Here is a 23,405-nt window from a genome sequence, read left to right on the forward strand (position 1 = left end):
CCACAGGTAAAGCACGCGGCTATCTCGGCCCCGACCTGGGGTTTCAGCGGCGAAAAAGCTCCGCGAGCAGGGGCCCGGCCGCGAACGCCGCCGTGGGGCCCCTGGGCAATCCCACCAATCACGGTGCGGCCCGGTGACGGGCGCGGCATAGTGAGTGACCCGGTTCAGGGGGCCGTTTTCCCAGGTCAAAGCGGGCTTCTGCCTGCAAGTCCTGGCAACCGGCGCGGGGCTCGGAGGAGATGGTCACAAGTGCGTTTGTGGCGAAAAATCGTGAAGACGGGGCGAATGGCGGAGCCTGCTCTGGAACGTTCCAGCGACGGCGCCGCACCGGCCGGCGAGCTGGCAGGCTCGGTGCAGATCCGGCACGTGGACGCCGGGTCCTGCAACGGCTGCGAGGTGGAGATCGCCTCAGCGTTCGGCCCGGTCTACGACGCCGAGCGGTACGGCGCGCGGCTGGTGGCCTCACCCCGGCACGCCGACGCCCTGCTGGTGACAGGGCCGGTGACGCGCAACATGGAGATGGCGCTGCGCCGCACGTACGAGGCCGTGCCCGAGCCGCGCGTGGTGGTCGCGCTGGGCGACTGCGCCCGTGACTGCGGGGCCTTCGCGGGCGCGTACGGCGTCGTGGGCCCGGTCTCGGAGGTGATCCCGGTCGACGTCCAGGTCCCGGGCTGCCCGCCGAGGCCGGAGGACATCGTCGAGGCCCTGCGCGGGATGACCGGCCGATGACCCTCTACGCGTGCTCCCTCGCCCTCTGCCTGCTGGCGGCGCTGACCGCGCTGCCCCGCCCCCGCGGACGCCGGAGCGCCGTGGCCCGCGTGTGGCGGGCGGCCGCCGCGTTCCGCAGGTGGCTGGTCGGCGGCCTCGTGGTGGCGGCCGGGGCGCTCGCGGTCGTCGCCGGCGGGCAGGCGACGCTGGGCCGCGGGTGGGCGGCCTCGTTGCCGTGGCTGCTCCCGCTGGGCGGGATCCGGCTGGCGCTGGACCCGCTGGGAGGCCTGTTCGTCGCCGTCACCGGAGCCGTCGCGGCCTGCACGGCCGTGTACGGCATCGGCGCCGGCGGGCGGCTGGCCCGCGTGCTGACGCCGCTGTTCGTGGCGGCCCTGCTGCTGGTCCCGGCCGCGGCCGGGACCAGCACGTTCCTGGTGGCCTGGGAGCTGATGGCGACGACCTCGCTGCTGCTCGTCCTGGCCGACCACAGGCGGCGCCCGCCGGTCAGGAAGGCAGGCCTCTGGTACGCCGTGATGACGCAGCTCGGCCTGGTGACGATCCTGTCGGGGCTCTGCCTGTTCGCCGCCGGAGCCGGGGGCGACGGCTTCGACCAGCTGAGGGCCGCCGAGCTGTCGCCCGCCGCGCGGAATCTCGTCTTCCTGGCCACGCTGGCCGGGTTCGCGTCCAAGGCGGGGATCGTCCCGCTGCACGTGTGGCTGCCGCGCGCCTACCCCGCCGCGCCCAGTCACGTGGCGGCGCTGATGAGCGGCGCCATGGCGAACATGGGCGTCTACGGCGTCGCCCGGGTCGGGCTGGACCTGCTGGGCGGCGGCCCCGTCTGGTGGTGGTGGATCGTGCTCGCGCTGGGCGCCCTGTCGGCCCTGTACGGGGTGCTCCAGGCCGCCATGGCCACCGACCTGAAACGGCTGCTCGGCTACTCGTCCACGGAGAACATGGGCCTGGTGCTGATCGGGGTGGGCGCGGCGGGCTTCTTCGCCGCCGACGGCGCGGCCCGCCTGGCCGCGCTCGCGCTCACCGCCGGGCTGCTGCACGTGGTCAACCACTCCGCCTTCAAGACGCTGCTGTTCCAGGCGGTGGGCTCGGTCCAGCGCGCGACCGGGCTCTGCGACCTCGACGCGCTGGGCGGGCTGCGCACCCGCATGCCGTACACCACCGCGCTGTTCGCCGTCGGCGCGCTGTGCGCGTCGGCGCTGCCGCCGGGCAACGGGTTCGTCAGCGAGTGGCTGCTGTTGCAGGGGCTCATCCACGCGCTGCCCGCGTCGGGGGTGGCGGGCGCCGTCACGATGCCGCTGGCCGTCGGCGTGATCGCGCTCTCGGCCGGGCTGGCCGTCGCCACGTTCGTGAAGGCGTTCGGCGTCGGCTTCCTGGCCAGGCCGCGCAGCACGGCGGCGGAACGGGCCGTGGAGAGCCCGTTCACGGTCGTCTGGGCGACCGCGCTGGCGGCCGTCGCCTGCCTGTTCCTGGCGCTCAACCCCACGCTGGTGCTGCCGCTGCCGGCGGGCGCGGCCGGCCGCCTGGTCCCCGGGGCCCGGCCGGTCACGGGCGAGCTGACCCTGCGGCTGGAGGGGATCACCGGGTCGATCTCGCCGCTGCTGATCGCGCTCGCGCTCGCCGCCTCGGTCGCCGGGCTGCTGGCGCTGGTCCGGACGGTCGCGTCCAGGCGCCGGCGCAGGGCCGCCCGGCTGTGGGACTGCGGCGCGGGCCCGATGTCCGCCCGCATGGAGTACACCGCGACCTCCTTCGCCGAGCCGCTGCAACGCGTCTTCGTCGACGCCCTGCAGCCGGAGATCGCCGTGACCGCCGTGAAGGAGGCCGACTACCTGGTGGGACGGGTCGAGTTCCGCGCCCGGGTGCCCGACCGGGTCGAGCGCAGGCTCTACGAGCCGGTGCTGGCCGCCGCCGCCCGGCTCGGCGAGGGGGCGCGGCGGCTGGCCGACGGCAGCGTCCACCGCTACCTGTCGTACGGCTTCTACGCCCTCACCGGCGTGCTGATCGTGCTGGCGGTGCTCGCGTGATGGCCGGGATGATCCTGCAAGTACTCGTGGTCGCCGCCGGGGCGCCCCTGCTCGTCGGGCTGATGCGGCAGGTCAGGGCCCGGCTGGAGGGCCGCGTCGGCGCTGGCGTGCTGCAGCCCTGGCGCGACCTGCGCAAGCTGGCCCGCAAGGAGCCCATCGCGCCGCACGGCACCGGCTGGGTGTTCAGGGCGGCGCCGTTGCTGCTCGCGGGCACGGCGCTGGTGGTGGCGGCCGTGGTGCCGCTGGTGACGGCCGCCTCGCCGCTCGACGGCGTGGCCGACCTGTTCGCCGTCACGGCCCTGCTCGCGCTCGGCTCGGTCGCGCTGGCACTGGGCGGGCTCGACACCGGCACGGCGTTCGGCGGGATGGGCGCCAGCCGGGAGGTGACCGTGCTCGCCCTGGTGGAGCCGACGATCCTGCTCGCGGTCTTCGCGCTGTCGGTCCGCGTCGGCACCACCGACCTGGGCGCGATCGTCACCGCCACCGCGGGCAGCCCGCTCACCGTCATCTCCCCGGTCAGCCTGCTGGCGGGCGTCGCGCTCGCGATGGTCACGATCGCCGAGTCCGGACGCATCCCGGTCGACAACCCGTCCACGCACCTCGAGCTCACGATGATCCACGAAGCCATGATCCTCGAGTACGCCGGGCCGGACCTGGCGCTCATCGAATGGGCCTCGGCGATGCGGCTCACCGTGATGCTGGGGCTGCTGGCCAGCCTGTTCGCGCCGCTGGGCATCGCCACCGCGGGCGCGGGCCCGGTGGCGTCGCTCGTCGCCGTGGCGGCGTTCGCGGGCAAGGTGGCGCTGCTGGGCGGGGCGCTGGCGGCGGGCGAGGTGTTCATGGCCAAGCTGCGCCTGTTCCGCATCCCCGAACTGCTCGCGGGCTCGTTCCTGATGGCACTCCTGGCGGTCGCCGCCTCCTTCTTCCTGGCGTGAGTGAGATGACTGATTCGCTGTACGTGCAGGCGCTCGACCTGGCCTGCGGGGCGTTCCTGCTGACCGGCGTGCTGGTGCTGTGGCGGCGCGACCTGGCCGCGTTCGTGTGGCTGTTCGGGCTGCAGGGCTTCGCGCTCGGCGCGCTGATCGTGGTCCGCGGCCTGCACGAGGGCTCCGCCGAGCTGACCGCGCTCGGCGCGGGGGTGGGGCTGCTGCGCGGCGTGCTGCTGCCGTACCTGATGCGGAGCGCCCCGGCGGCGGGCGAGGAGGGGCGCGAGACGCGTCCGCGGGTCAGCGTGGCCGCGTCGCTGCTGGTGGCCGCCGTGCTGACGATGCTGGCCTACGCCGTGTCCCAGCCTCTGGTACGGCTCACGCCCACGCCCGAGACCCAGGCGGTGCCGATCGCGCTGACGGTGCTGCTGGTGGGCTTCTTCGTGCTGGTCACCAGGCGGCGGGCGTTGTCGCAGGTGGTGGGCTTCCTGCTGATGGACAACGCCATCACCGCCGCCGCGTTCCTGACCACGAGCGGCGTGCCGCTGGTGGTGGAGCTGGGCGTGTCACTGGACGTCCTGCTGGCCGTGCTGGTGCTGCAGGTTCTGACCACCCGGATGCGGGCCGCGTTCGGCGGCACCGATCTCGACGAGCTACGGGAGCTGCACGACTGATGGTGATCGTCCCGGTGGCGCTGCCGCTCGCGGCCGCCTGCCTCTACGCCCTGTTCGGCTGGAACCGCGGCACCGCGTGGCTCGGCGCCCTGTCGGCGGGCGGCCTGCTCGCCGCCGCCGTGCTGCTCGCGCGGGCTGGCCGGGGGAGCGCCCTGTGGGGGCTGCTCCGCGTGGACGCGCTGAGCGCGTACATGCTGATCGTGATCGGGGTGGTCGCGCTGCTGGCGATGCTGGCCAGCCCCGCCTACCTGCGCGCGGAGCTGGCCGCCGGGCACACCGGCCGCCGGGCGGCCCGCCGCTACGGGATCTTCACCCAGTGCTTCATCGCGGCCATGGCCATCGCGGTGCTGGCCGCCAGCCTCGGCGTGCTGTGGGTGGCGGTGGAGGCCACCACGATCCTGACCGCGTTCCTGGTCGGCCACCGCCGCACCCGCAAGGCCACCGAGGCGGCCTGGAAGTACGTGGTGATCTGCTCCGTCGGCATCGCGCTGGCGCTGCTCGGGCTGGTGATCGTGCACTACGCGGCCGTGCACGCCAGGTTGTCGGACGGCCTGGACTGGGTGTCGCTCGCCGGGCACGCCGCCGAGCTCGACCCGGGGGTGACCCGGATCGCGGTGGTGCTGCTGGTGCTCGGCTTCGGCGCCAAGGCCGGCCTCGCGCCGCTGCACGCCTGGCTGCCCGACGCGCACAGCCAGGCCCCCGCGCCGGTGTCGGCGCTGATGTCGGGCGTGCTGCTGTCGGTGGCGTTCTACGCGATCCTGCGAGTGAAGGTGATCTCCGACGGGGCGCTGGGCGCGGGCTTCGGCCGGATGCTGCTGGTCGCCGTGGCGCTGGCGTCGCTGGCGGTGGCCGCGGCGCTGCTGATCGGGCAGCGCGACTTCAAGCGGATGCTGGCCTACTCCAGCATCGAGCACATGGGCCTGATCGCGCTCGGGGCCGCCATCGGCAACGGGCTCGCGCTGGCGGCCGTGCTGCTGCACATCCTCGGGCACGGGCTGGGCAAGTCGGTGCTGTTCATCGGGTCCGGGCAGATCCAGCAGGCGGCGGGCAGCAGCCAGATCGCCGCCGTGCGCGGCCTGGCCGCGCGCTCCCCGGTGCTGGCGGGCGCGTTCGCGCTCGGGCTGCTCGCACTGGTGGGGCTGCCGCCGTTCAGCCTGTTCGCCAGCGAGCTGGGCATCGCGCGGGCGGGCTTCGACTCCGGGCTCGGCTGGGCGGTCGCGGTGGCGCTGGCGCTGATGCTGGTGGTGCTCGCGGGCGTGGGCGGCGCGGCAGGACGCATGCTCCTCGGCGATCCCGGCGCGGCCGGAGCCCGCACCCCGCTGCGCAGCGGCGCGGTGCCGCTCGTCGCCGGGCTGGTCGCCTGCGCGGCGCTCGGCGTGACGCTGGGGCCGTTGAAGCCGCTCCTGGACGCCGCCACGCTCGTCGCCACCGTCCCCGGAGCGGCGCGATGATCGCCGACATCGGGCCGAAGGAGCTGGTGGAGCGGGCCGGCGAGTTGCTCGCCGACGGGCACAGGGTGGCGCTGGTCGCCGCGCACTCCGACCCCGGCGGATTCCGGCTCGTGTACCTGTTCACCGCCGCCCGTCCGGAAAGGCGCGTCGAGCTGCACGTACGGCTGGACGAGCCCGCCGTACCGAGCCTGGCCGCCCTCTCCTTCCCCGCCGGACGCTTCGAGCGGGAGATCCGCGACCTGTACGGGATCACCCCCGAAGGGCACCCGCTGCCCCGGCGGCTCGTCAGGCACCACCACTGGCCGCGCGGCTGGTACCCGATGCTGGCCGACGCGGGCCCGCCGCCGTCGTTCGGCGACCCCGAGGGCCCCTACCCGTTCGGGGACGTGGAAGGCGCAGGCGTCTACGAGATCCCGGTGGGCCCGGTGCACGCCGGGCTCATCGAACCGGGGCACTTCCGCTTCTCCGTGGTCGGCGAGACCATCCTGAAGCTCAAGGCCCGCCTGTGGTTCGTGCACAAGGGCATCGAGCAGCTCTTCGAGGGCCGCCGCCCGGAGGACGGTCTGCCGCTGGCCGAACGCGTCAGCGGCGACACGGCCGTGGGCCACGCGCTGGCGTACTGCCTGGCCGTGGAGCAGGCCCTGGGCACTCCCGTCGGCCCCGAGGCGCAGCGTGCCAGAGCCGTCGCGCTGGAGCTGGAACGGCTCTACAACCACGTCACCGACCTGGGGGCGCTCTGCAACGACGTGGCGCACAGCGTCCTGCAGGCGCACTGTGGCGCCGTCCGTGAGCGGTTGCTGCGCGTCAACGCCGAGGTCACCGGCCACCGGCTGCTGCGCGGCGCGGTACGGCTCGGCGGCGGGGAACTGCGCGCCCTGCCCGATCCGGCCGTGCTGCGGGCGCTCGGCGCGGACGTCGCCGAGATCGTCGGCCTCGCGCTCGGGCACGGCGTGGTGTCCGACCGGTTCACCGGCACCGCCGTCCTGACCGCGCGGGCGGCGGCGGACCTCGGCACGCTCGGCTACGTCGCCAGGGCCAGCGGGCTGGACCTCGACGCCAGGCGCGACCACCCGTTCACCGACCTCGGCCCGTTCCCCGTCGCCACCCGCACGAGCGGCGACGTGCTGGCCCGCTTCCAGGTGCGCGCCGACGAGATCGCCGCGTCCATCGAGCTGATCGACCGGCTGGTGTCCGGCGCGCCCGGCGGGAGCGTCCCCGAGCGGGGGCGGCGGTCGGGCGTGGGCATCGTCGAGGGTTGGCGCGGCACGATCGTGCACCGCGTGGAGCTGGCTCCCACGGGCCGGCTGTCCAGGGTGAAGGTCGTGGACCCGTCGTTCTTCAACTGGCCCGCCCTGCCCGTCGCCCTCGGCGGGGCGATCGTGCCCGACTTCCCGCTGGTCAACAAGAGCTTCAACCTGTCGTACGCGGGAAACGACCTGTAGACGCTAGCCGCCGAGGACCTCCCTGCGCAGCCGGGTCTTGAGGATCTTGCCGCCCGGGTTGCGGGGGAGCTCGGTGTCCCGGAACCAGACCCGCACCGGGATCTTGAACTTGGCGATCCGGCCGGTCAGGAAGGACCGCAGCTCCTCGGAGGTCGGGGCCGTGCCCGGCTTGACGCGGATGACCGCGCCGACCTCCTCGCCCAGCTCCTCGTCGGGGACGCCGATCACCGCGGCGTCGTCCACCGCCGGATGCTCGAACAGGGCCGCCTCCACCTCGGCGCAGTAGACGTTCTCGCCGCCCCTGATGACCATGTCCTTGGCCCGGTCCACGATGTAGACGAAGCCGTCCTCGTCGATCCTGGCGAGGTCGCCCGTGTGCAGCCAGCCGGCCACGAACGTCTGGGCGGTCGCCTCCGGCTGGTTCCAGTAGCCCATGATGACGTTCGGGCCGCGTACGCACAGCTCGCCCACCTCGCCGGGCGGCTGCTCGGCGCCCGTCGGGTCCACCACGCGGACGTCCACCACGGGGGTGGGCAGGCCGATGCTGTCGGGCCTGGCTTGATAGTCGGCGCCGCCGTTGCCGATGGCCAGCGCGGTCGTCTCGGTCATGCCGTAGCCGTTGGAGGGGGCCCGGTCCGGCAGGTTCTCGGTGATGCGCTCCAGCAGCTTGGGCGGGGCGGGGGCGCCGCCGTAGCCGAGCGTCGTCAGCGACGACAGGTCGTACGTGCCGAAGTCGGGGTGCGACATGAGCTGCCAGGCGTTGGTCGGGACGCCGATCATGGCGGTGACGCGTTCCCGCTCGATGAGCCGCAGCGCCTGCTCGGGGTCCCACTTGTACATCAGCACCAGGCCGCCGCCCGCGAACATGGTGGTGGTGAGCGCGGAGAAGCAGCCCGTCACATGGAACAGCGGGACCGTCAGCAGCGTCACCCGGCGCGCGCCCGCGGCCGCCGCGGGGTCCTTGCCCGCCAGCGCCACCGCGCGCAGCAGCCCGTAGGCGACGGTCATCGGCGACTGGCCCAGGTTGCGGTGGCTGCCGAGCGCCCCCTTGGGATGACCGGTGGTGCCGGACGTGTAGAAGATCGTCGCCGCGTCCTCGGGGGAGAGCTGGACGTCCGGCAGTGTCACGTCCGCGCTGATCTCGCCCATCACCTCGTCGAACGAGCGCGCCCCCGCCGGCGCCTCGCCCCTGGTCACGATCTGCGGTACGCCGGTGGCGGCCAGTCGCACGGCGCGCTCGCCGTCGGCGATCAGCACCTTGGCGCCCGAGTCGCGCACGCCGTAGGCCAGCTCGGGCTCGGTCCACCAGGCGTTGAGCGGGACGGCGATCGCGCCCGCGGCGAGCGCGGCGGAGAAGGCCACCACCCATTCGGGGTAGTTGCGCATGGCGATGGCCACCCGGTCGCCCTTGCTGACGCCGTACTGCTCCACCAGGCGTCCGGCGAGCGTCGCGGCCCTGCGGTAGTGCTCCTCGAAGGTGATGTGCTCGTCCTCGTAGACGAGGAAGACCTTGTCGCCGTGGAAGCGGCTCATCTCGAGCAGGGCGCGGAAGTGGACGGGAGCGTGCTTCCAGGTCCGTATGCCGGTGTCGCCGATCTCCTCGATCTCGAAAAGCTGGCCGGGGCCGGTGAGCTGGGCTTGGACCTGGGCATGAGAAAGGGTCATGGCACAGAACTCCCGCTGGTGGACGGCGATCCGGATAAATCACAGTACCGACCGGTAGGTACGTTCCGCTAGGTCTCACTATGTGAGCACACGGCGCGTCCCGGCTTGCATATGCATTCCCTTCCGTGCATCATTTTTACTAGCAAAGTCATGAGGGCTGATGCATAAGCATGCAGGAGGTTGGAATGAGAGCGGCGATCGCGGGAGCCAGCGGCTACGCGGGAGGCGAACTGCTCCGCCTGCTGCTCGGCCACCCCGAGTTCGAGATCGGCGCGCTCACCGCGGCCTCCAGCGCCGGCACCCCGCTCGGCGCGCACCAGCCGCACCTGCCGCAGCTCGCCGACCGGGTCATCGAGGAGACCACCCCCGAGGTCCTCGCCGGCCACGACGTCGTCTTCCTGGCCCTCCCGCACGGCCACTCGGCCGGCGTCGCCGCCCAGCTCGGGCCCGACACCATCGTCGTCGACTGCGGCGCCGACCACCGGCTCGCCGACCCCGCCGCCTGGCAGGAGTTCTACGGCGGCGAGCACGCCGGCACCTGGCCCTACGGCCTGCCGGAGCTGCCCGGCCAGCGCGAGGTGCTGAAGTCGGCCCGGCGCATCGCCGTCCCCGGCTGCTACCCGACCTCCGTCATCCTCGCCCTGCTGCCCGCCTTCGCCCACGGCCTCGTCGAGCCGGACGTGGTGGTCGTGGCCGCCAGCGGCACCAGCGGCGCGGGCAAGTCGCTCAAGCCCAACCTTCTCGGCAGCGAGGTCATGGGCTCGGTCAGCGCCTACGGCGTCGGCGGCGTCCACCGGCACACCCCGGAGATGGAGCAGGGTCTGAGCGGCGTCGCCGGCACCTCCGTCCGCGTGTCGTTCACCCCGACGCTGGCCCCCATGAGCCGCGGCATCCTCGCCACCTGCACCGCCCCGGCGGTTCCCGGCCTCACCAAGGAGGCGGTCAGGACCGCCTACGAGAGCGCGCTGAAGGCCGAGCCGTTCGTCAAGCTGCTGCCAGAAGGCCTCTGGCCCGCCACCGCGATGACCTACGGCGCCAACACGGCCGCCGTGCAGGTGACGCTCGACGAGCGCGCCGGACGCCTGGTCGCCGTCATCGCCATCGACAACCTCACCAAGGGCACGGCCGGAGGCGCCGTCCAGAGCGTGAACCTCGCCCTCGGCCTGCCAGAAGAGCTCGGCCTTCCCCTGACTGGAGTCGCCCCATGAGCGTGACCGCACCCCTTGGCTTCAGGGCCGCGGGCGTCGCCGCCGGAATCAAGTCCAGCGGCGCCCGCGACCTCGCCCTCGTCGTCAACGACGGACCGAACCGCGCCGCCGCCGGAGTCTTCACCGCCAACCGCGTGAAGGCCGCCCCGGTCCTGTGGTCGCAGCAGGTCCTGCGAGGCGGCCGGGTGCGCGCGGTCGTGCTCAACTCCGGCGGCGCCAACGCCTGCACCGGCCCCGAAGGCTTCCAGGACACCCACGCCACCGCCGAGCGGGTCGCCGCGGCGCTGTCCGACTCCGCCGGCGAGGTCGCGGTGTGCTCCACCGGCCTGATCGGCGAGCGGCTGCCGATGGACGCGCTGCTGTCCGGCGTGGACGGCGCGGCCACCCAGCTCTCCCGCGACGGCGGCCTGGCCGCGGCCGACGCCATCCGCACCACCGACACCGTCTCCAAGATCTCCTTCAGGCGCGGCGACGGCTACATGGTGGGCGGCATGGCCAAGGGCGCGGGCATGCTCGCCCCGGCCCTGGCCACCATGCTCTGCGTCGTCACCACCGACGCCGACCTGACCGCCGAGCAGCTCGACGCCGTGCTGCGCAAGGCCACCGCCAAGACGTTCGACCGGCTCGACGCCGACGGCTGCATGTCCACCAACGACACCGTGCTGCTCCTGTCGAGCGGCGCGTCCGGCACGAAGCCGGACATCGCGGAGTTCGAGCAGAAGGTCACCGAGGTCTGCGCCGACCTGGCCAGGCAGCTCCTCGTCGACGCCGAGGGCGCGTCCAAGGCCATCGCCATCGAGGTGGTCGGCGCGGCCAGCGAGGACGACGCCGTCACGGTCGGCCGCACGGTCTCCCGCTCCAACCTGCTCAAGTGCGCCATCCACGGCGAGGACCCCAACTGGGGCCGCGTCCTGGCCGCCGTCGGCACCACCGACGCCGTGTTCGAGCCCGACAGGCTGAACGTGGCCATCAACGGCATCTGGATCTGCCGGGGCGGCGCCGTCGGCGACGACCGCGACAAGGTCGACATGCGTCCCCGTGACGTGACGATCACCATCGACCTGTCGGCGGGCCCCCACTCGGCCACCGTCCACACCACCGACCTGACGGCCGACTACGTCCACGAGAACTCGGCGTACTCCTCATGAGGGTCAACGGAGCACACGCGAAGGCGGGCACGCTGATCGAGGCGCTGCCCTGGCTGGCCCGTTTCCACGGCGCCACCGTCGTCATCAAGTACGGCGGCAACGCGATGACCGAGGAAGCGCTCAAGGAGGGCTTCGCCGAGGACATTGTCTTCCTCCACTACGCCGGGCTCAGGCCGGTGGTGGTGCACGGCGGCGGCCCCCAGATCAGCCGCCACCTCGACAGGCTCGGCATCGAGTCCACCTTCACCGCCGGGCTCAGGGTCACCACGCCCGAGGCCATGCAGGTGGTCAGGATGGTGCTAACCGGCCAGGTCAACCGCGACATCGTCGGCCTGGTCAACCGGCACGGCCCGTTCGCGGTCGGCATGTCGGGCGAGGACGCCCACCTGTTCACGGCCGAGCGCAAGCACGCCCTGGTCGACGGCGAACCGGTCGACATCGGCCAGGTGGGCGAGATCGTCAAGGTCGATCCAGGAGCCGTGCGGGCCCTGCTCGACGACGGCCGCATCCCCGTCGTCTCCAGTGTCGCCCGCGGCGACGACGGCCAGATCTACAACGTAAACGCCGACACCGCCGCCGCCGCGCTGGCCGTGGCGCTCCAGGCGCACAAACTCATCGTCCTCACCGATGTGGAGGGCCTGTACGCCAACTGGCCCGACGACACCGACGTGATCGACCAGTTGGGGGCCGACGAGCTGGAAGCCCTGATGCCCAGCCTGTCGAGCGGGATGGTCCCGAAGATGGAGGCCTGCCTGACGGCGGTCCAGGGCGGTGTCCCGCAGGCGCACGTCCTCGACGGCCGCGTCCCCCACTCGCTGCTGCTCGAGATTTTCACCAACGAAGGAATCGGAACCATGGTGATGCCCTGATGAACCTCCACGACAGGTTCGAGAAAGCCTTCATGCCGAACTACGGCGTCCCCCCGGTGGCGCTGGCACGAGGCGAGGGCACCCGCGTCTGGGACGTCGACGGCAAGGAGTACCTCGACTTCATCGGCGGCATCGCGGTCAGCTCGCTCGGCCACGCCCACCCCGCCCTGGTCGAGGCCGTCTCCAAGCAGGTCGCCACCATCGCGCACACCAGCAACCTGTTCCTGCACGAGCCCGAGGTCCTGCTCGCGGAGCGGCTCCTGCAGCTGCTCAACGCCCCCGGCCGGGTCTTCTTCGCCAACTCCGGCACCGAGGCCAACGAGGCCGCCTACAAGCTCGCGCTCAAGTACGGCAGGCAGGACGGCCGCTCCTACTTCGTCGCCGCCGAGAACGGCTTCCACGGCCGCACCATCGGCGCGCTCTCGCTGACCGGCAAGAAGGCCATCCGCGACCAGTTCGGCCCGTTCCCCATCGATGTCCGGTTCGTCCCCTACGGTGACGCCGCCGCGCTCAAGGACGCCGTGACCGGCGACTGCATCGCGGTCTTCCTGGAGCCCACCCAGGGCGAGGCGGGCGTGGTCCCGCCGCCCGACGGCTACCTGCAGGCCGCCCGCGAGATCTGCGACTCGACCGGCGCCCTGCTGGTGGCCGACGAGATCCAGTCCGCGATCGGCCGCACCGGGCACTGGTTCGCCCACCAGGCCGAAGGCGTCACCCCCGACATCCTGACCCTGGCCAAGGGCCTCGGCGGCGGCCTGCCGATCGGCGCCTGCGTCGGCTTCGGCGACGCGGGCACGCTGTTCGACAAGGGCGACCACGGCTCCACCTTCGGCGGCAACCCGGTCTCGTGCGCCGCCGCGCTGGCCGTCCTCGACAACCTCGACCTCGACCACGTCAAGTCGGTCGGCGACAGGCTCCGCGGCGGGCTGGAAGCCGTCGGCCATCCGCTGCTCAAGGGGGTACGCGGGCGCGGCCTGTGGCTGGCCGCCGTGCTCGCCGAGCCGGTCTCCGGCAAGGTGCAGCAGGCCGCCGCCGACGCGGGCTTCCTGGTCAACGCCCTGCAGCCCGACGCCGTCCGCTTGGCGCCGCCGCTGGTCATCACCGCGGACGAGGTCGACGCGTTCGTCGCCGCCTTCCCCGCGATCCTGACGGAGGCGGCCAAGTGACCAGGCACTTCCTCAGGGACGACGACCTCACGCCCGCCGAGCAGGCACAGGTGCTCGACCTGGCCGAGGCGATGAAGAAGGACCGCTTCGGCTACCGCCCCTTCGAGGGCCCGCGCACCGTGGCCGTCCTGTTCGACAAGCCGTCCACCAGGACCAGGGTGTCCTTCGCCGTCGGCGTCGGCGAGTTGGGCGGCCTGCCACTGATCATCGACGGCGGCACGTCCCAGATGGGCAGGGGTGAGCCGATCGAGGATACCGCCCGGGTGCTGGAGCGGCAGTGCGCCGCGATCGTCTGGCGGACCGCGGGCCAGGAACGCATCGAGGCGATGGCCTCGCAGTCGCGCGTGCCCGTGGTGAACGCCCTCACCGACGAGTTCCACCCCTGCCAGATCCTCGCCGACCTGCAGACCGTCCGCGAGCGGTTCGGCAGGACGGCCGGCCTGACGCTGACCTACCTCGGCGACGGCGCCAACAACATGGCCCACTCCTACCTGCTCGGCGGGGCCACCGCCGGGATGCACGTCCGCATCGCCGCCCCCGCCGGATACCAGCCCGACGCCGTCATCCTCGACCGGGCCGCCGCCATCGCCGCCGGCACGGGCGGCTCGGTGGTCGCGCAGTCCGACCCGGCCGCCGCCGTCACGGGCGCGCACGTGATCGCCACCGACACCTGGGTGTCGATGGGCCAGGACGGCAAGGACGAGCGCGTCGCGGCGCTCATGCCGTACCAGGTCAACACCGAGCTCATGGAGCACGCGGCGGGCGACGCGATCGTGCTGCACTGCCTGCCCGCCTACCGCGGCTACGAGATCAGCGCCGAGGTGCTCGACGGGCCGAACAGCGTCGTGTGGGACCAGGCGGAGAACCGGCTGCACGCCCAGAAGGCGCTGCTGCACTGGCTGGTGAACGCCGCATGACCATCCCGATGACCAAGGCCGCCCGCCAGGCCAAGATCACGGACCTGCTGCAGCGGCAGGTCGTGCGCTCCCAGCCGGAGCTGGCCAAGCTGCTCGCCGAGAGCGGCGTCGAGGCCACCCAGGCCACGCTCTCGCGCGACCTGGACGAGCTCGGCGCGCTCAAGCTGCGCGCCGACGACGGGTCGCTGGTGTACGCGCTGCCCGGGGAGGGAGGCGGGCGCATCCCGCTGGCCCGCCTCGGCACCGGCGAGTCCCCGGCCGCCCGGCTGCACCGCATCGCGGAGGAGCTGCTGGTCGGCGCCGAAGCCTCCGCCAACCTGGTGATCGTCAGGACGCCGCCGGGGGCGGCGCAGTTCCTGGCCTCCGCCATCGACCACGCCGACTGGGAGTCCATCCTCGGCACGGTCGCCGGCGACGACACGATCCTCGTCATCAGCCGCGACCCGCTGGGCGGCCAAGTGGTGGCCGACGCCCTGCTCCGGGTGGCCGACCGGCGCGGTTAGCCGCGCCAACCTGTCCGAGCAATGGAGCCTCAGCAATGGAGATCGAGAAATGACTGAGAGAGTAGTCCTGGCGTTCTCAGGCGGCCTGGACACGTCCGTCGCCATCCCGTTCCTGGCCGAGAAGATGAACGCCGAGGTCATCGCCGTCGCGGTGGACCTCGGCCAGGGCGGCGAGGACATGGAGGTCATCCAGAAGCGGGCGATCGACTGCGGCGCGGTCGAGTCCGTCGTCGTCGACGCCAAGGAGGAGTTCGCCGCCGACTTCTGCGTCCCGGCCATGCAGGCCAACGCCCTCTACATGGACCGCTACCCGCTGCTGTCGTCGCTGTCCCGGCCGCTCATCGTCAAGCACCTGGTGAGCGCGGCCAAGCAGTTCGGCGGCACCGTCGTCTCCCACGGCTGCACCGGCAAGGGCAACGACCAGGTCCGCTTCGAGGCCGGCCTCGCCGCGCTCGCCCCCGACCTCAAGGTCGTCGCCCCGGCCCGCGACTACGCCTGGACCCGCGACAAGGCCATCGAGTTCGCCGAGCGCAAGGGCCTGCCCATCGAGACCACCAAGAAGAACCCGTTCTCCATCGACCAGAACCTGTGGGGCCGCGCCGTCGAGACCGGCTTCCTGGAGGACATCTGGAACGGCCCCACCGAGGACGTCTACTCCTACACCGCCGACCCGTCCGTGCCCCGCGAGGCCGACGAGGTCGTCATCACCTTCGAGCAGGGCGTCCCCGTCAAGATCGACGGCCGCGCGCTCACGCCGTACCAGGTCATCGACGAGCTCAACAGGCGCGCGGGAGCGCAGGGCGTCGGCCGGATCGACATGGTCGAGGACCGGCTCGTCGGCATCAAGTCCCGCGAGGTCTACGAGGCGCCCGGCGCCATCGCGCTGATCGCCGCGCACATGGAGCTGGAGAACGTCACCGTCGAGCGCGACCTGGCCCGCTTCAAGCGCGGCGTCGACCAGCGGTGGAGCGAGCTCGTCTACGACGGCCTGTGGTTCTCGCCGCTCAAGGACGCCCTCGACGCGCTCATCGCCGAGGCCCAGAGGCACGTCTCCGGTGACATCCGGATGACCCTGCACGCGGGCAAGGCCACCGCCACCGGCCGCCGCTCCGAGCAGTCGCTGTACGATTTCTCACTGGCCACGTACGACACAGGCGACACCTTCGACCAGTCGCTGGCCAAGGGCTTCGTCCAGCTCTTCAGCCTGCCCTCCAAGATCGCCGCCGCGCGTGACGCCAAGCAGGGGTGATGTGCACTATGGTCGCGGGGGACAAGGAGGAGATGACGGTGAGTGATGGCAAGCCGATGCGGCTGTGGGGCGGGCGTTTCGAAGGAGGCCCCGCCGACGCGCTGACCCGGCTGTCGGTGAGCGTGCACTTCGACTGGCGGCTCGTGCCGTACGACCTGGCGGCGTCCAGGGCGCACGCGCGGGTCCTGCACAAGGCGGGGCTGCTGAGCGGCGACGAGCTCGAGCGCATGATCGGCGCGCTCGACGACCTCGAACGCGCCTGCAAGGAGGGCGAGTTCCGACCGACGGTCGCCGACGAGGACGTGCACACGGCGCTGGAACGCGGCCTGCTCGAACGGCTCGGCTCGCTCGGCGGCAAGCTGCGCGCCGGACGCAGCCGCAACGACCAGATCGCCACCGACCTGCGCCTCTACCTCCGCGACCACGTCCGCACGATCGTGTCCAGGCTCGTCGAGCTGGAGACCGCGCTGATGGCCCAGGCGGAGGAGCACGCCGAGACGGCCGCGCCCGGCATGACCCACCTGCAGCACGCGCAGCCGGTCTCGTTCGGCCACCAGCTGCTCGCGCACGTGCACGCCTTCGCCCGCGACATCGACCGGCTCACCGACTGGGACAAGCGGGCCGCCGTCTCGCCGCTCGGCTCCGGCGCGCTGGCGGGCTCGTCGCTGCCGCTCGACCCGGAGGCGGTCGCCGCCGAGCTGGGCTTCGACAGCGCCGCGCCGAACTCGATGGACGCCGTCGCCGACCGCGACTTCGCCGCCGAGTTCCTGTTCGACGCCGCCATGATCGGCGTCCACCTGTCGAGGCTGGGCGAGGAGATCGTCCTGTGGGCCTCGCAGGAGTTCCGCTGGATCGAGATGGACGACGCCTACTCCACCGGCTCGTCGATCATGCCGCAGAAGAAGAACCCCGACGTGGCCGAGCTGGCCCGCGGCAAGTCGGGCCGCCTGATCGGCAACCTCATGTCGCTGTTGACGACTCTGAAGGGTCTGCCGCTCACCTACAACCGCGACCTGCAGGAGGACAAGGAGCCCGTGTTCGACTCGGTCGACACGCTGCTGCTGGTCCTGCCGGCGATGGCCGGGCTGGTCGCCACCATGCGGGTCAACACCACGCGGCTGGAGACGTCCGCGCCCGACGGCTACGCCCTGGCCACCGACCTGGCCGAGCTGCTGGTGCGGCGCGGCGTGCCGTTCCGCGACGCGCACGAGGCCGTCGGCCACCTGGTGGTGTGGTGCCAGGTCAACGACAAGGACCTGGGCGAGCTGACCGACGACGAGCTGGTCAAGGTCTCCGCGCACCTCACCCCCGACGTCCGCGACGTGCTGAGCGTGCCCGGCGCGCTGGCCGCCCGTAAGGCCCACGGAGGCACCGCCCCCGACCGGGTCCGCGACCAGCTGGCCGCGCTCCGCGAGGCGGTCGACGCCCAGGCGGCATGGGCCGCGGGCTCCTGAGCTCCGCGCCGCTGCCGCGGGGCTTCTTCGACAGGCCGTCGCACGAGGTCGCGCCCGACCTGCTCGGGCGCGTGCTCGCGCACGGCCCTGTCGCCGTGCGGCTGACCGAGGTCGAGGCGTACGGCGGCCCCGGGGAGGACCCAGCCGCGCACACCTACCGGGGCAGGACCCCGAGGAACGCGGTCATGTTCGGGCCGCCAGGCCACCTTTACGTGTACTTCACCTACGGCATGCACTTCTGCGCGAACCTGGTCTGCCTGCCGGAGGACCACGGCTCGGCCGTGCTGCTGCGGGCCGGCGAGGTGGTCGCAGGGGCGGAGATCGCGCGCTCGCGCCGGTCGAACGGCAAGCCGCCGCGCGACCGCGACCTCGCCCGCGGCCCCGCCAGGCTGGCAGTGGCGCTGGGGTTACAACGCGAGCACAACGGGCTGGACGCCGTCTGGGAGGGCTCGCCCACGGCCGTCTCTGCCTCGCACGGCGAGCTGACCGGCTACCCCACCGGATCGGCCGCCGTCCTGGAGGGAGCCCCGCCCGATCCGCGAACGATCCGGTCGGGGCCGCGCACCGGGATCTCGACCGCGAAGGACACACCGTGGCGGTTCTGGATCGACGGCGACGCGACGGTCTCGCCGTTCCGGCCTCACGTGCCGCGCCGCCGCAACGCCGCCGCCACCTCCGTGGGGGAGGCGCCCAGCTCGTGAGGGCTGAAGATGTGCAGGTGGTCGCCGGTGTCGATCTCCAGCATCTCGCTGCGCAGGCCGTACCTCCTGCGGACGTCCACCTTGACGTCCTGGATATCCTCCCAGGGGATCTGCCGCCTCCCGGCGAAGCCGTGCACCACGGTGATCCCCTGCGCGTCGGCCGACAGCCGCACCGGCACCAGCAGGTCGCGCAGGCCCATCCCGCCCACCAGCACGGCCGCCGGCACGGCGAGGACCACGCCGCGCACGTCGCCCTGGAGATACCAGTAGACGGCGAGCCCGGCACACACCAGAGCCCCTAAGATCTTGAAAACGGCCAGCTCGCGACGGACCCTCCACATAGCTGCCGAGAGTATCCAAGTGGCGGGCATGCGGCAGGATCGGGCAGGCTGTAATCACTCAACGTCTATCGGAAAGCCAGCACCGTGACCGACATTCTCGATGAGCTCGAATGGCGCGACGTCCTCGCGCAGACCACCGACATCGACGCCCTGCGGGAGGCGCTGTCGAAGGGTCCGATCACGGTCTATGCGGGCTTCGACCCGACCGCCCCGTCGTTGCACATGGGCAATCTCGCCACGCTGCTCATCCTCACCCGCTTCCAGCGCGCGGGGCACCGGCCGATCGGCCTGGTCGGCGGCGCGACGGGGCTGATCGGCGACCCGAGCGGGCGCAGCACCGAGCGGGCGCTGAACACCTCCGAGATCGTGGCCGAATGGGTGGCCAAGATCCGGGTGCAGGTGGAGAAGTTCCTCTCCTTCGAGCCGGGCCCCGCCGCGGCGACGCTGGTCAGCAACCTCGACTGGACCGCCGAGATGACGGCCATCGACTTCCTGCGCGACGTCGGCAAGCACTTCCCGATCAACCGCATGCTCGCCCGCGAGTCCGTGGCCGCGCGCCTGGGCGGCGACGGGCTCAGCTACACCGAGTTCAGCTACCAGCTCCTGCAGTCCAACGACTACCTGGAGCTGTACCGGCGCCACGGCTGCTCGCTCCAGGTCGGCGGCAGCGACCAGTGGGGCAACATCACCGCCGGCGTCGACCTGATCCGCCGCGTCGAGGGCGCCCACGTGCACGCCCTCACCGGCAAGCTGATCACCAAGGCCGACGGCACCAAGTTCGGCAAGACCGCGAGCGGCGCGGTCTGGCTCGACCCGGCGCTGACCTCGCCGTACGCGTTCTACCAGTTCTGGCTGAACTCCGACGACCGCGACGTGATCCGCTTCCTGAAGGTGTTCACCTTCCGCGACCGCGAGGAGATCGAGGCGCTGGAGAAGGCCGTCGCCGACCGCCCGTTCGCCCGGGAGGCGCAGCGGACCCTGGCCGAAGACCTCACCACCCTGGTGCACGGCGCCGACGAGCTGGCGGCAGTCGTCGCCGCCTCCAAGGCGCTGTTCGGGCAGGGCTCGCTGGAGGAGCTGCCGGCCTCGACGCTGGCGGCCGCGCTGGCCGAGGTGCCCAAGGCGACCGTCCCCGCGCTGGGGGCGCCGTTCGTCGACCTGCTCGCCGACAGCGGCCTGGTGGAGTCCAAGTCGGCGGCCAGGCGGGCGGTGAAGGAGGGCGGGGCGTACCTCAACAACGTCAAGATCACCGACGAGGCGTACGTCCCGACCGGTGACGACCTGCTGCACGGGCGCTTCCTGGTGCTGCGGCGCGGCAAGAAGTCGATCGGCGGCGTCGAGGTCGGAGCCTGACGCACCGCGCTCTACACCGGCCCCGGTCAGGAGCCGGTGTAGAGCGCCACGGTCAGCCCCGGCACGTCCGCGGAGTGCCAGGTCGACCTGAGGCTGAACCCCGCCTCCTGGACGGCCTTGATCCGCGGCAGCTTGGCGCCTTTCGCGCCGCGCCACACCATCCAGACACGGTCGCGCCCCTTGAGCGCGGCGGCGACGTCGTCCCGCTCCGGGTAGCCGAACCCGTCAGGCTCGGGGGCCGCGCCCGTGAGCAGCACGTCGTCCGGCATGGACGCGTCGCCGTAGTACAGGAACCCGGCCCTGACCGAGCTCTGGCCGTACACGATCGCGTCTCCGGGCCGGGCGTCCAGCTTGCGGACCGCCCACGGGAAGTCCTCGAAACGGCCGTTGGCGTCGCGCACCTCGACCTGCTGGGCGATGCCCGCGGCCGCGGAGACGACCACGAGCGCGCAGGCGGCGGCCACCCCCATCCGCGGGACGCTCGCCGCCGCGATCCCGGCCAGCAACGCCAGGGCGGGCGCGGTGACGAACAGGTAGCGATCCACGTAGACCGGCGTCAGCAGGTGTGAGACTGCCAGCAACAGCAGCGGCGGCAGCACCAGCCAGCCCAGCAGCGCCCCGCCCCAGGCCCGGTTCCCGAGCAGCACGGCGCTGGCCAGCGCGACCACGAACAGCAGCACGCCGACCTCGGTGGCCCCCGCCGCCATCTTCGGGAACTTGAGCAGCACCTCGGGCCCGCGTTGCGGGATCCAGCTGATCGCGTGCCGCTCCCCGTACCCGACCAGCCCCAGGACCAGCGCCGGGAGGCAGCCGACGGCCAGCGCGGGCAGCATCCGCGCCAGCAGCCTGCGCTGGGGCAGCAACACGAACAGGTGCGCGGGTAGCACCAGTACCGCGAACAGGTGGGTGGAGCACACCAGCGCCACCGACACGCCGTACAGCACCCATCCGCGCCCCCGGGCGGCCCGGTGCAGCGCCCAGAACGAGAACACCACCGCGGCGGCGGCGAAGGCGTACGACCGGGCGAACGCTCCGTAGTAGGACACCGACGGCAGCAGTGCGAAGATCGCGGCGGCCGTCACCCCCGCCCGCGTGCTGTGCAGGCGGCGTCCCAGGTCCACCAGGAACCAGGCGGCGACGCCGATCGCCACCGCCGACGGCAACCTCAGCCAGAGCTCTGCCGTGCCCGTCTGCACCCAGAGGTGCATGAACAGGTAGTACGGCAGGAAATGCCCATCGATGTGCCGGGCCAGCTCCCACACCTGCGGAAGGGAGCGCGACGCGGCGCTGATCGTGGCCAGCTCGTCGCCGTTGAGCGTCGCGGACCCCGTCCCGGTGAAGGCCACCGCACCCGACAGCAGCGCCGCCCACCACGGGCTCGTCCCGCGCAGGCGTGCGACGGAGGGTGCTGGCGGGGCGATCGTGGCGGCGCTGGTCACCGGGGCAGGATACGCGCATAAGCTCGGACATATGGCTGACGTGATCGTGTTCGACCTCTATGGGGTCATCGCCCGGACCCAGACCGACGAGGCGAAGAAGCGGATCGTCGACCTGGCAGGCGTCCCGGGGGAGCAGTTCTGGGAGGCCTACTGGGCCTGCAGGCCCGCGTACGACGCCGGTCAGGAGAGCCGCGCCTACTGGGACGCGGTGGCCGGACGGCTGGGGACGCGGTTCCGCTCCGTCGAGGCGTTGATCGAGGCCGACCTCGACAGCTGGTGCCGGGTCGACGACGAGATGGTCGGCGTGGTGCTGGACCTGGCGGACCGGGGGCGCAGGCTCGGGTTGCTCTCCAACATCATCGAGGACCTGGTGCCGATCTGGGAGGACCGGCACGGCGACTGGCTCGGGCGGTTCGCGGCGCTGACGTACTCGTGCCGGATCGGGGTGGCCAAGCCGGACCCGCGGGCGTACGAGATCTGTGCGGCCAGGATGGGCGTGCCGCCGGAGGACGTCCTGTTCTTCGACGACAACGAGACCAACGTCGTGGCGGCCAGGGAGGCCGGGATGGCCGCCGAACTGTTCACCTCGGCGCACCAGGTGCGCGCCCTCACGGCCTGACCCCGCCTACTGGCTGGTGGTGCGCACGGGCCGGACCACGATGACCACCCGGCGTTCCGCGTCGCCGACCGGGCGCTCGTACGCCAGGCCGTAGCGGGTGGCGAGCACGTCGAAGAAGTCGCCGGACGGGTCGGGTTCGACCCGCTCGACCACGCCCCGCACTTCCAGGTACCGATACGGCTGCTCAGGATCGTTGATCGACACCGCCACGTGCGGGTTCTCCATGACGTTGCGGTACTTCCGCCGGTCTGTCGTGGTGGTGAACCGGAGGAACTCACCGTCCCAGATCGTCCAGACCGGGTTCACGTGCGGCTCACCGCCGGAGGCGATGGTGGACAGGTGGGCGAACAGGGGACGGCTCAGCAGGTCCAGGTGACTTTCGGGGATCATGTGCGCTCCTGTGTCTCGGCAGCTGTTGCGGCCGAAGTTATCAAAGTCTTGATGGTTATCAATACTTATACATCTAATCCAGCTTGTACGATCCACGCCATGCGGATGCCTGCGGAGGAACGGCTCGGCCTGGACATCAAGCGAGTGGAACAGGAGCTGATGGCCGCGAAACAGCTGGCCGTGCGGCCTGCCGGCCTGACCGTTCCGCAGTACGCCGCCCTCTTCGCGCTTTCCGGGAGCCCCGGCATCTCGGCCGCCGCCCTTGCCCGCGCCTGCCTGGTGACACCGCAGGCGATGACCGTCGTGCTGAGAAACCTCGAGGAACGCGGCCTGGTCGAGCGCACCCCGCATCCGTGGCATCGCAACGTCCTGGAAACCCGGCTGACCGACGCCGGCCGCACCGCCCTCGACGCGGCCGACCAGCGGGCGGTGACGGTCGAACGCGAGATCGCCGAGGCGCTGACGCCCGGCGAGCGGGAGACTCTGCGAACCCTTCTGAGCCGCTGCGAAGAGGCGATCGGCCGCGCGTCCTCGCGCCTGAGCTGATGCGCGCCTTCCGGGCTTCCAGCGCGTGCCGCTGACTCTGCGGACTACCAGTCGAGCCCGTCACGGAAGCCCGCCGGCGCCGTCATCGCCGCAGGTCGTCAGCCGGACGCCGGCACCACGCCGTCGCGTGGCGCGAAGCGCGATTTGACTCTTGCCGGATGCCGACCTAATGTTTCACCTCGCCCCGGGAGTGAGCCGGACGCCACAGGCGGACGGGCCCCAGGGGCGAACCCTTGAGAACAAGCCACTCGGCCGAGGCGTAACGCGCTCAGGCTCGAGTCGTCTCGGGCACGCTCGAATCGCCGGAAATTCGGTTGATTCGACATGCTCCGGATGACACGGTAGTTTAAGAGGGTTGTCCCGGAGACGGGGCGAAACCCATCCTAGACGGGTTGACGAGCTTCAAGCAAATCTCCGATTTGACAGAAGGTCGACAGCCTGCTAAGATGGAGGAGCGAGAGGTGCGCCTCTGATCACAGATCGACAGGATCTGGGTGACGAAGTTCGCGTCCGTTTCTTGAGAACTCAACAGTGTGTTAAAAGCCAGTGCATGATGCACAAACCCCGTCATTGATTTGACGGATTCCTTTTGGTTGGGAT

General features: G+C 72.0%; 22 protein-coding genes. 18 read left to right on the forward strand and 4 right to left on the reverse strand.

Annotated elements, in window-relative coordinates; all coding sequences use genetic code 11:
• The first annotated feature begins 285 nt into the window (after positions 1-285).
• The 6 genes from ABT294_RS38590 to ABT294_RS38615 are packed head-to-tail and all read left to right on the forward strand — an operon-like array spanning position 286 to position 7,237.
• On the forward strand, positions 286-729 hold the full coding sequence (locus ABT294_RS38590) for an NADH-quinone oxidoreductase subunit B family protein (protein WP_350811377.1): 444 nt from the start codon (positions 286-288) through the stop codon (positions 727-729).
• Positions 726-2,744, forward strand: a complete 2,019-nt coding sequence (locus ABT294_RS38595) for a proton-conducting transporter transmembrane domain-containing protein (RefSeq protein WP_350811378.1) — start codon at positions 726-728, stop codon at positions 2,742-2,744. The genes ABT294_RS38590 and ABT294_RS38595 overlap by 4 nt, the downstream gene beginning before the upstream one ends.
• An 8-nt stretch (positions 2,745-2,752) precedes the next feature.
• Positions 2,753-3,679, forward strand: coding sequence for a respiratory chain complex I subunit 1 family protein (locus ABT294_RS38600; RefSeq protein ID WP_350811379.1), 927 nt, complete (start codon positions 2,753-2,755; stop codon positions 3,677-3,679).
• Positions 3,680-3,684: 5 nt separating this feature from the next.
• Entirely contained in the window at positions 3,685-4,344 is a 660-nt protein-coding gene (locus ABT294_RS38605) for a hypothetical protein (RefSeq protein ID WP_350811380.1), read from the forward strand.
• Entirely contained in the window at positions 4,344-5,795 is a 1,452-nt protein-coding gene (locus tag ABT294_RS38610) for a proton-conducting transporter transmembrane domain-containing protein (RefSeq protein WP_350811381.1), read from the forward strand. The genes ABT294_RS38605 and ABT294_RS38610 overlap by 1 nt, the downstream gene beginning before the upstream one ends.
• Positions 5,792-7,237 carry a hydrogenase large subunit gene (locus tag ABT294_RS38615; protein ID WP_350811382.1) on the forward strand — a complete coding sequence of 482 codons (1,446 nt, stop codon included), beginning with the start codon at positions 5,792-5,794 and terminating at the stop codon, positions 7,235-7,237. The genes ABT294_RS38610 and ABT294_RS38615 overlap by 4 nt, the downstream gene beginning before the upstream one ends.
• A gap of 3 nt (positions 7,238-7,240) precedes the next feature.
• On the opposite strand, the gene ABT294_RS38620 is transcribed toward ABT294_RS38615, so the two are convergent.
• On the reverse strand, positions 7,241-8,902 hold the full coding sequence (locus tag ABT294_RS38620; RefSeq protein ID WP_350811383.1) for a class I adenylate-forming enzyme family protein: 1,662 nt from the start codon (positions 8,900-8,902) through the stop codon (positions 7,241-7,243).
• A 170-nt stretch (positions 8,903-9,072) separates the two neighbouring features.
• Between ABT294_RS38620 and argC the strand changes: the two genes are divergently transcribed.
• Genes argC through ABT294_RS38665 form a run of 9 tightly spaced genes read left to right on the forward strand, consistent with a single transcriptional unit; the run spans position 9,073 to position 18,117 of the window.
• Positions 9,073-10,110 (forward strand): N-acetyl-gamma-glutamyl-phosphate reductase, encoded by a 1,038-nt coding sequence (argC, locus tag ABT294_RS38625; protein WP_350811384.1) that lies wholly within the window; start codon positions 9,073-9,075, stop codon positions 10,108-10,110.
• Entirely contained in the window at positions 10,107-11,258 is a 1,152-nt protein-coding gene (argJ, locus tag ABT294_RS38630) for a bifunctional glutamate N-acetyltransferase/amino-acid acetyltransferase ArgJ (protein WP_350811385.1), read from the forward strand. The genes argC and argJ overlap by 4 nt, the downstream gene beginning before the upstream one ends.
• Positions 11,255-12,127: an acetylglutamate kinase gene (gene argB / locus ABT294_RS38635; RefSeq protein ID WP_350811386.1), complete on the forward strand. Its 873-nt coding sequence runs from the start codon at positions 11,255-11,257 to the stop codon at positions 12,125-12,127. Before argJ ends, argB begins: the two co-directional genes overlap by 4 nt.
• Positions 12,127-13,293 (forward strand): acetylornithine transaminase, encoded by a 1,167-nt coding sequence (locus ABT294_RS38640; RefSeq protein WP_350811387.1) that lies wholly within the window; start codon positions 12,127-12,129, stop codon positions 13,291-13,293. The genes argB and ABT294_RS38640 overlap by 1 nt, the downstream gene beginning before the upstream one ends.
• Positions 13,290-14,210 carry an ornithine carbamoyltransferase gene (gene argF / locus ABT294_RS38645; protein ID WP_350811388.1) on the forward strand — a complete coding sequence of 307 codons (921 nt, stop codon included), beginning with the start codon at positions 13,290-13,292 and terminating at the stop codon, positions 14,208-14,210. The genes ABT294_RS38640 and argF overlap by 4 nt, the downstream gene beginning before the upstream one ends.
• Positions 14,207-14,713, forward strand: coding sequence for an arginine repressor (locus ABT294_RS38650; protein WP_350811389.1), 507 nt, complete (start codon positions 14,207-14,209; stop codon positions 14,711-14,713). Before argF ends, ABT294_RS38650 begins: the two co-directional genes overlap by 4 nt.
• 49 nt (positions 14,714-14,762) lie before the next feature.
• Positions 14,763-15,962 carry an argininosuccinate synthase gene (locus tag ABT294_RS38655; protein WP_350811390.1) on the forward strand — a complete coding sequence of 400 codons (1,200 nt, stop codon included), beginning with the start codon at positions 14,763-14,765 and terminating at the stop codon, positions 15,960-15,962.
• Positions 15,963-15,994: 32 nt separating this feature from the next.
• Entirely contained in the window at positions 15,995-17,416 is a 1,422-nt protein-coding gene (gene argH, locus ABT294_RS38660) for an argininosuccinate lyase (protein ID WP_350811402.1), read from the forward strand.
• The gene (locus ABT294_RS38665) at positions 17,398-18,117 is read left to right on the forward strand and encodes a DNA-3-methyladenine glycosylase (RefSeq protein ID WP_350811391.1); all 720 of its coding nucleotides are present in this window, start codon (positions 17,398-17,400) and stop codon (positions 18,115-18,117) included. Before argH ends, ABT294_RS38665 begins: the two co-directional genes overlap by 19 nt.
• Here ABT294_RS38665 and ABT294_RS38670 read toward each other — a convergent pair.
• Entirely contained in the window at positions 18,057-18,458 is a 402-nt protein-coding gene (locus ABT294_RS38670) for a PH domain-containing protein (protein ID WP_350811392.1), read from the reverse strand. The genes ABT294_RS38665 and ABT294_RS38670 overlap by 61 nt on opposite strands.
• Positions 18,459-18,542: 84 nt before the next feature.
• On the opposite strand from ABT294_RS38670, the gene tyrS reads away from it, so the two are divergent.
• Positions 18,543-19,811 carry a tyrosine--tRNA ligase gene (gene tyrS / locus ABT294_RS38675; RefSeq protein WP_350811393.1) on the forward strand — a complete coding sequence of 423 codons (1,269 nt, stop codon included), beginning with the start codon at positions 18,543-18,545 and terminating at the stop codon, positions 19,809-19,811.
• Positions 19,812-19,837: 26 nt separating this feature from the next.
• On the opposite strand, the gene ABT294_RS38680 is transcribed toward tyrS, so the two are convergent.
• Positions 19,838-21,250, reverse strand: a complete 1,413-nt coding sequence (locus ABT294_RS38680) for a glycosyltransferase family 39 protein (RefSeq protein WP_350811394.1) — start codon at positions 21,248-21,250, stop codon at positions 19,838-19,840.
• Between the two features lie 31 nt (positions 21,251-21,281).
• Between ABT294_RS38680 and ABT294_RS38685 the strand changes: the two genes are divergently transcribed.
• Complete coding sequence (locus ABT294_RS38685; RefSeq protein ID WP_350811395.1) at positions 21,282-21,869, forward strand: HAD family hydrolase; 588 nt, start codon at positions 21,282-21,284, stop codon at positions 21,867-21,869.
• Between the two features lie 6 nt (positions 21,870-21,875).
• Here ABT294_RS38685 and ABT294_RS38690 read toward each other — a convergent pair whose 3' ends face one another.
• Positions 21,876-22,259: a PPOX class F420-dependent oxidoreductase gene (locus ABT294_RS38690; RefSeq protein WP_350811396.1), complete on the reverse strand. Its 384-nt coding sequence runs from the start codon at positions 22,257-22,259 to the stop codon at positions 21,876-21,878.
• Positions 22,260-22,358: 99 nt separating this feature from the next.
• Here ABT294_RS38690 and ABT294_RS38695 point away from each other — a divergent pair, with 99 nt between their 5' ends.
• Positions 22,359-22,805, forward strand: a complete 447-nt coding sequence (locus ABT294_RS38695; RefSeq protein ID WP_350811397.1) for a MarR family winged helix-turn-helix transcriptional regulator — start codon at positions 22,359-22,361, stop codon at positions 22,803-22,805.
• Positions 22,806-23,405 lie beyond the last annotated feature (600 nt).

The sequence above is a fragment of the Nonomuraea sp. NPDC000554 genome (genome assembly GCF_040300065.1).
In the GTDB taxonomy this organism is placed as follows: domain Bacteria; phylum Actinomycetota; class Actinomycetes; order Streptosporangiales; family Streptosporangiaceae; genus Nonomuraea.

Coding starts and splice junctions, on each gene's coding strand:
- ABT294_RS38590 (WP_350811377.1), top strand. CDS start 286: ATGGCGGAGCCTGCTCTGGAACGTTCCAGCGACGGCGCCGCACCGGCC.
- ABT294_RS38595 (WP_350811378.1), top strand. CDS start 726: ATGACCCTCTACGCGTGCTCCCTCGCCCTCTGCCTGCTGGCGGCGCTG.
- ABT294_RS38600 (WP_350811379.1), top strand. CDS start 2,753: ATGATCCTGCAAGTACTCGTGGTCGCCGCCGGGGCGCCCCTGCTCGTC.
- ABT294_RS38605 (WP_350811380.1), top strand. CDS start 3,685: ATGACTGATTCGCTGTACGTGCAGGCGCTCGACCTGGCCTGCGGGGCG.
- ABT294_RS38610 (WP_350811381.1), top strand. CDS start 4,344: ATGGTGATCGTCCCGGTGGCGCTGCCGCTCGCGGCCGCCTGCCTCTAC.
- ABT294_RS38615 (WP_350811382.1), top strand. CDS start 5,792: ATGATCGCCGACATCGGGCCGAAGGAGCTGGTGGAGCGGGCCGGCGAG.
- ABT294_RS38620 (WP_350811383.1), bottom strand. CDS start 8,902: ATGACCCTTTCTCATGCCCAGGTCCAAGCCCAGCTCACCGGCCCCGGC.
- argC (WP_350811384.1), top strand. CDS start 9,073: ATGCAGGAGGTTGGAATGAGAGCGGCGATCGCGGGAGCCAGCGGCTAC.
- argJ (WP_350811385.1), top strand. CDS start 10,107: ATGAGCGTGACCGCACCCCTTGGCTTCAGGGCCGCGGGCGTCGCCGCC.
- argB (WP_350811386.1), top strand. CDS start 11,255: ATGAGGGTCAACGGAGCACACGCGAAGGCGGGCACGCTGATCGAGGCG.
- ABT294_RS38640 (WP_350811387.1), top strand. CDS start 12,127: ATGAACCTCCACGACAGGTTCGAGAAAGCCTTCATGCCGAACTACGGC.
- ABT294_RS38650 (WP_350811389.1), top strand. CDS start 14,207: ATGACCATCCCGATGACCAAGGCCGCCCGCCAGGCCAAGATCACGGAC.
- ABT294_RS38655 (WP_350811390.1), top strand. CDS start 14,763: ATGACTGAGAGAGTAGTCCTGGCGTTCTCAGGCGGCCTGGACACGTCC.
- argH (WP_350811402.1), top strand. CDS start 15,995: ATGACGGTGAGTGATGGCAAGCCGATGCGGCTGTGGGGCGGGCGTTTC.
- ABT294_RS38665 (WP_350811391.1), top strand. CDS start 17,398: ATGGGCCGCGGGCTCCTGAGCTCCGCGCCGCTGCCGCGGGGCTTCTTC.
- ABT294_RS38670 (WP_350811392.1), bottom strand. CDS start 18,458: ATGTGGAGGGTCCGTCGCGAGCTGGCCGTTTTCAAGATCTTAGGGGCT.
- ABT294_RS38685 (WP_350811395.1), top strand. CDS start 21,282: ATGGCTGACGTGATCGTGTTCGACCTCTATGGGGTCATCGCCCGGACC.
- ABT294_RS38690 (WP_350811396.1), bottom strand. CDS start 22,259: ATGATCCCCGAAAGTCACCTGGACCTGCTGAGCCGTCCCCTGTTCGCC.
- ABT294_RS38695 (WP_350811397.1), top strand. CDS start 22,359: ATGCGGATGCCTGCGGAGGAACGGCTCGGCCTGGACATCAAGCGAGTG.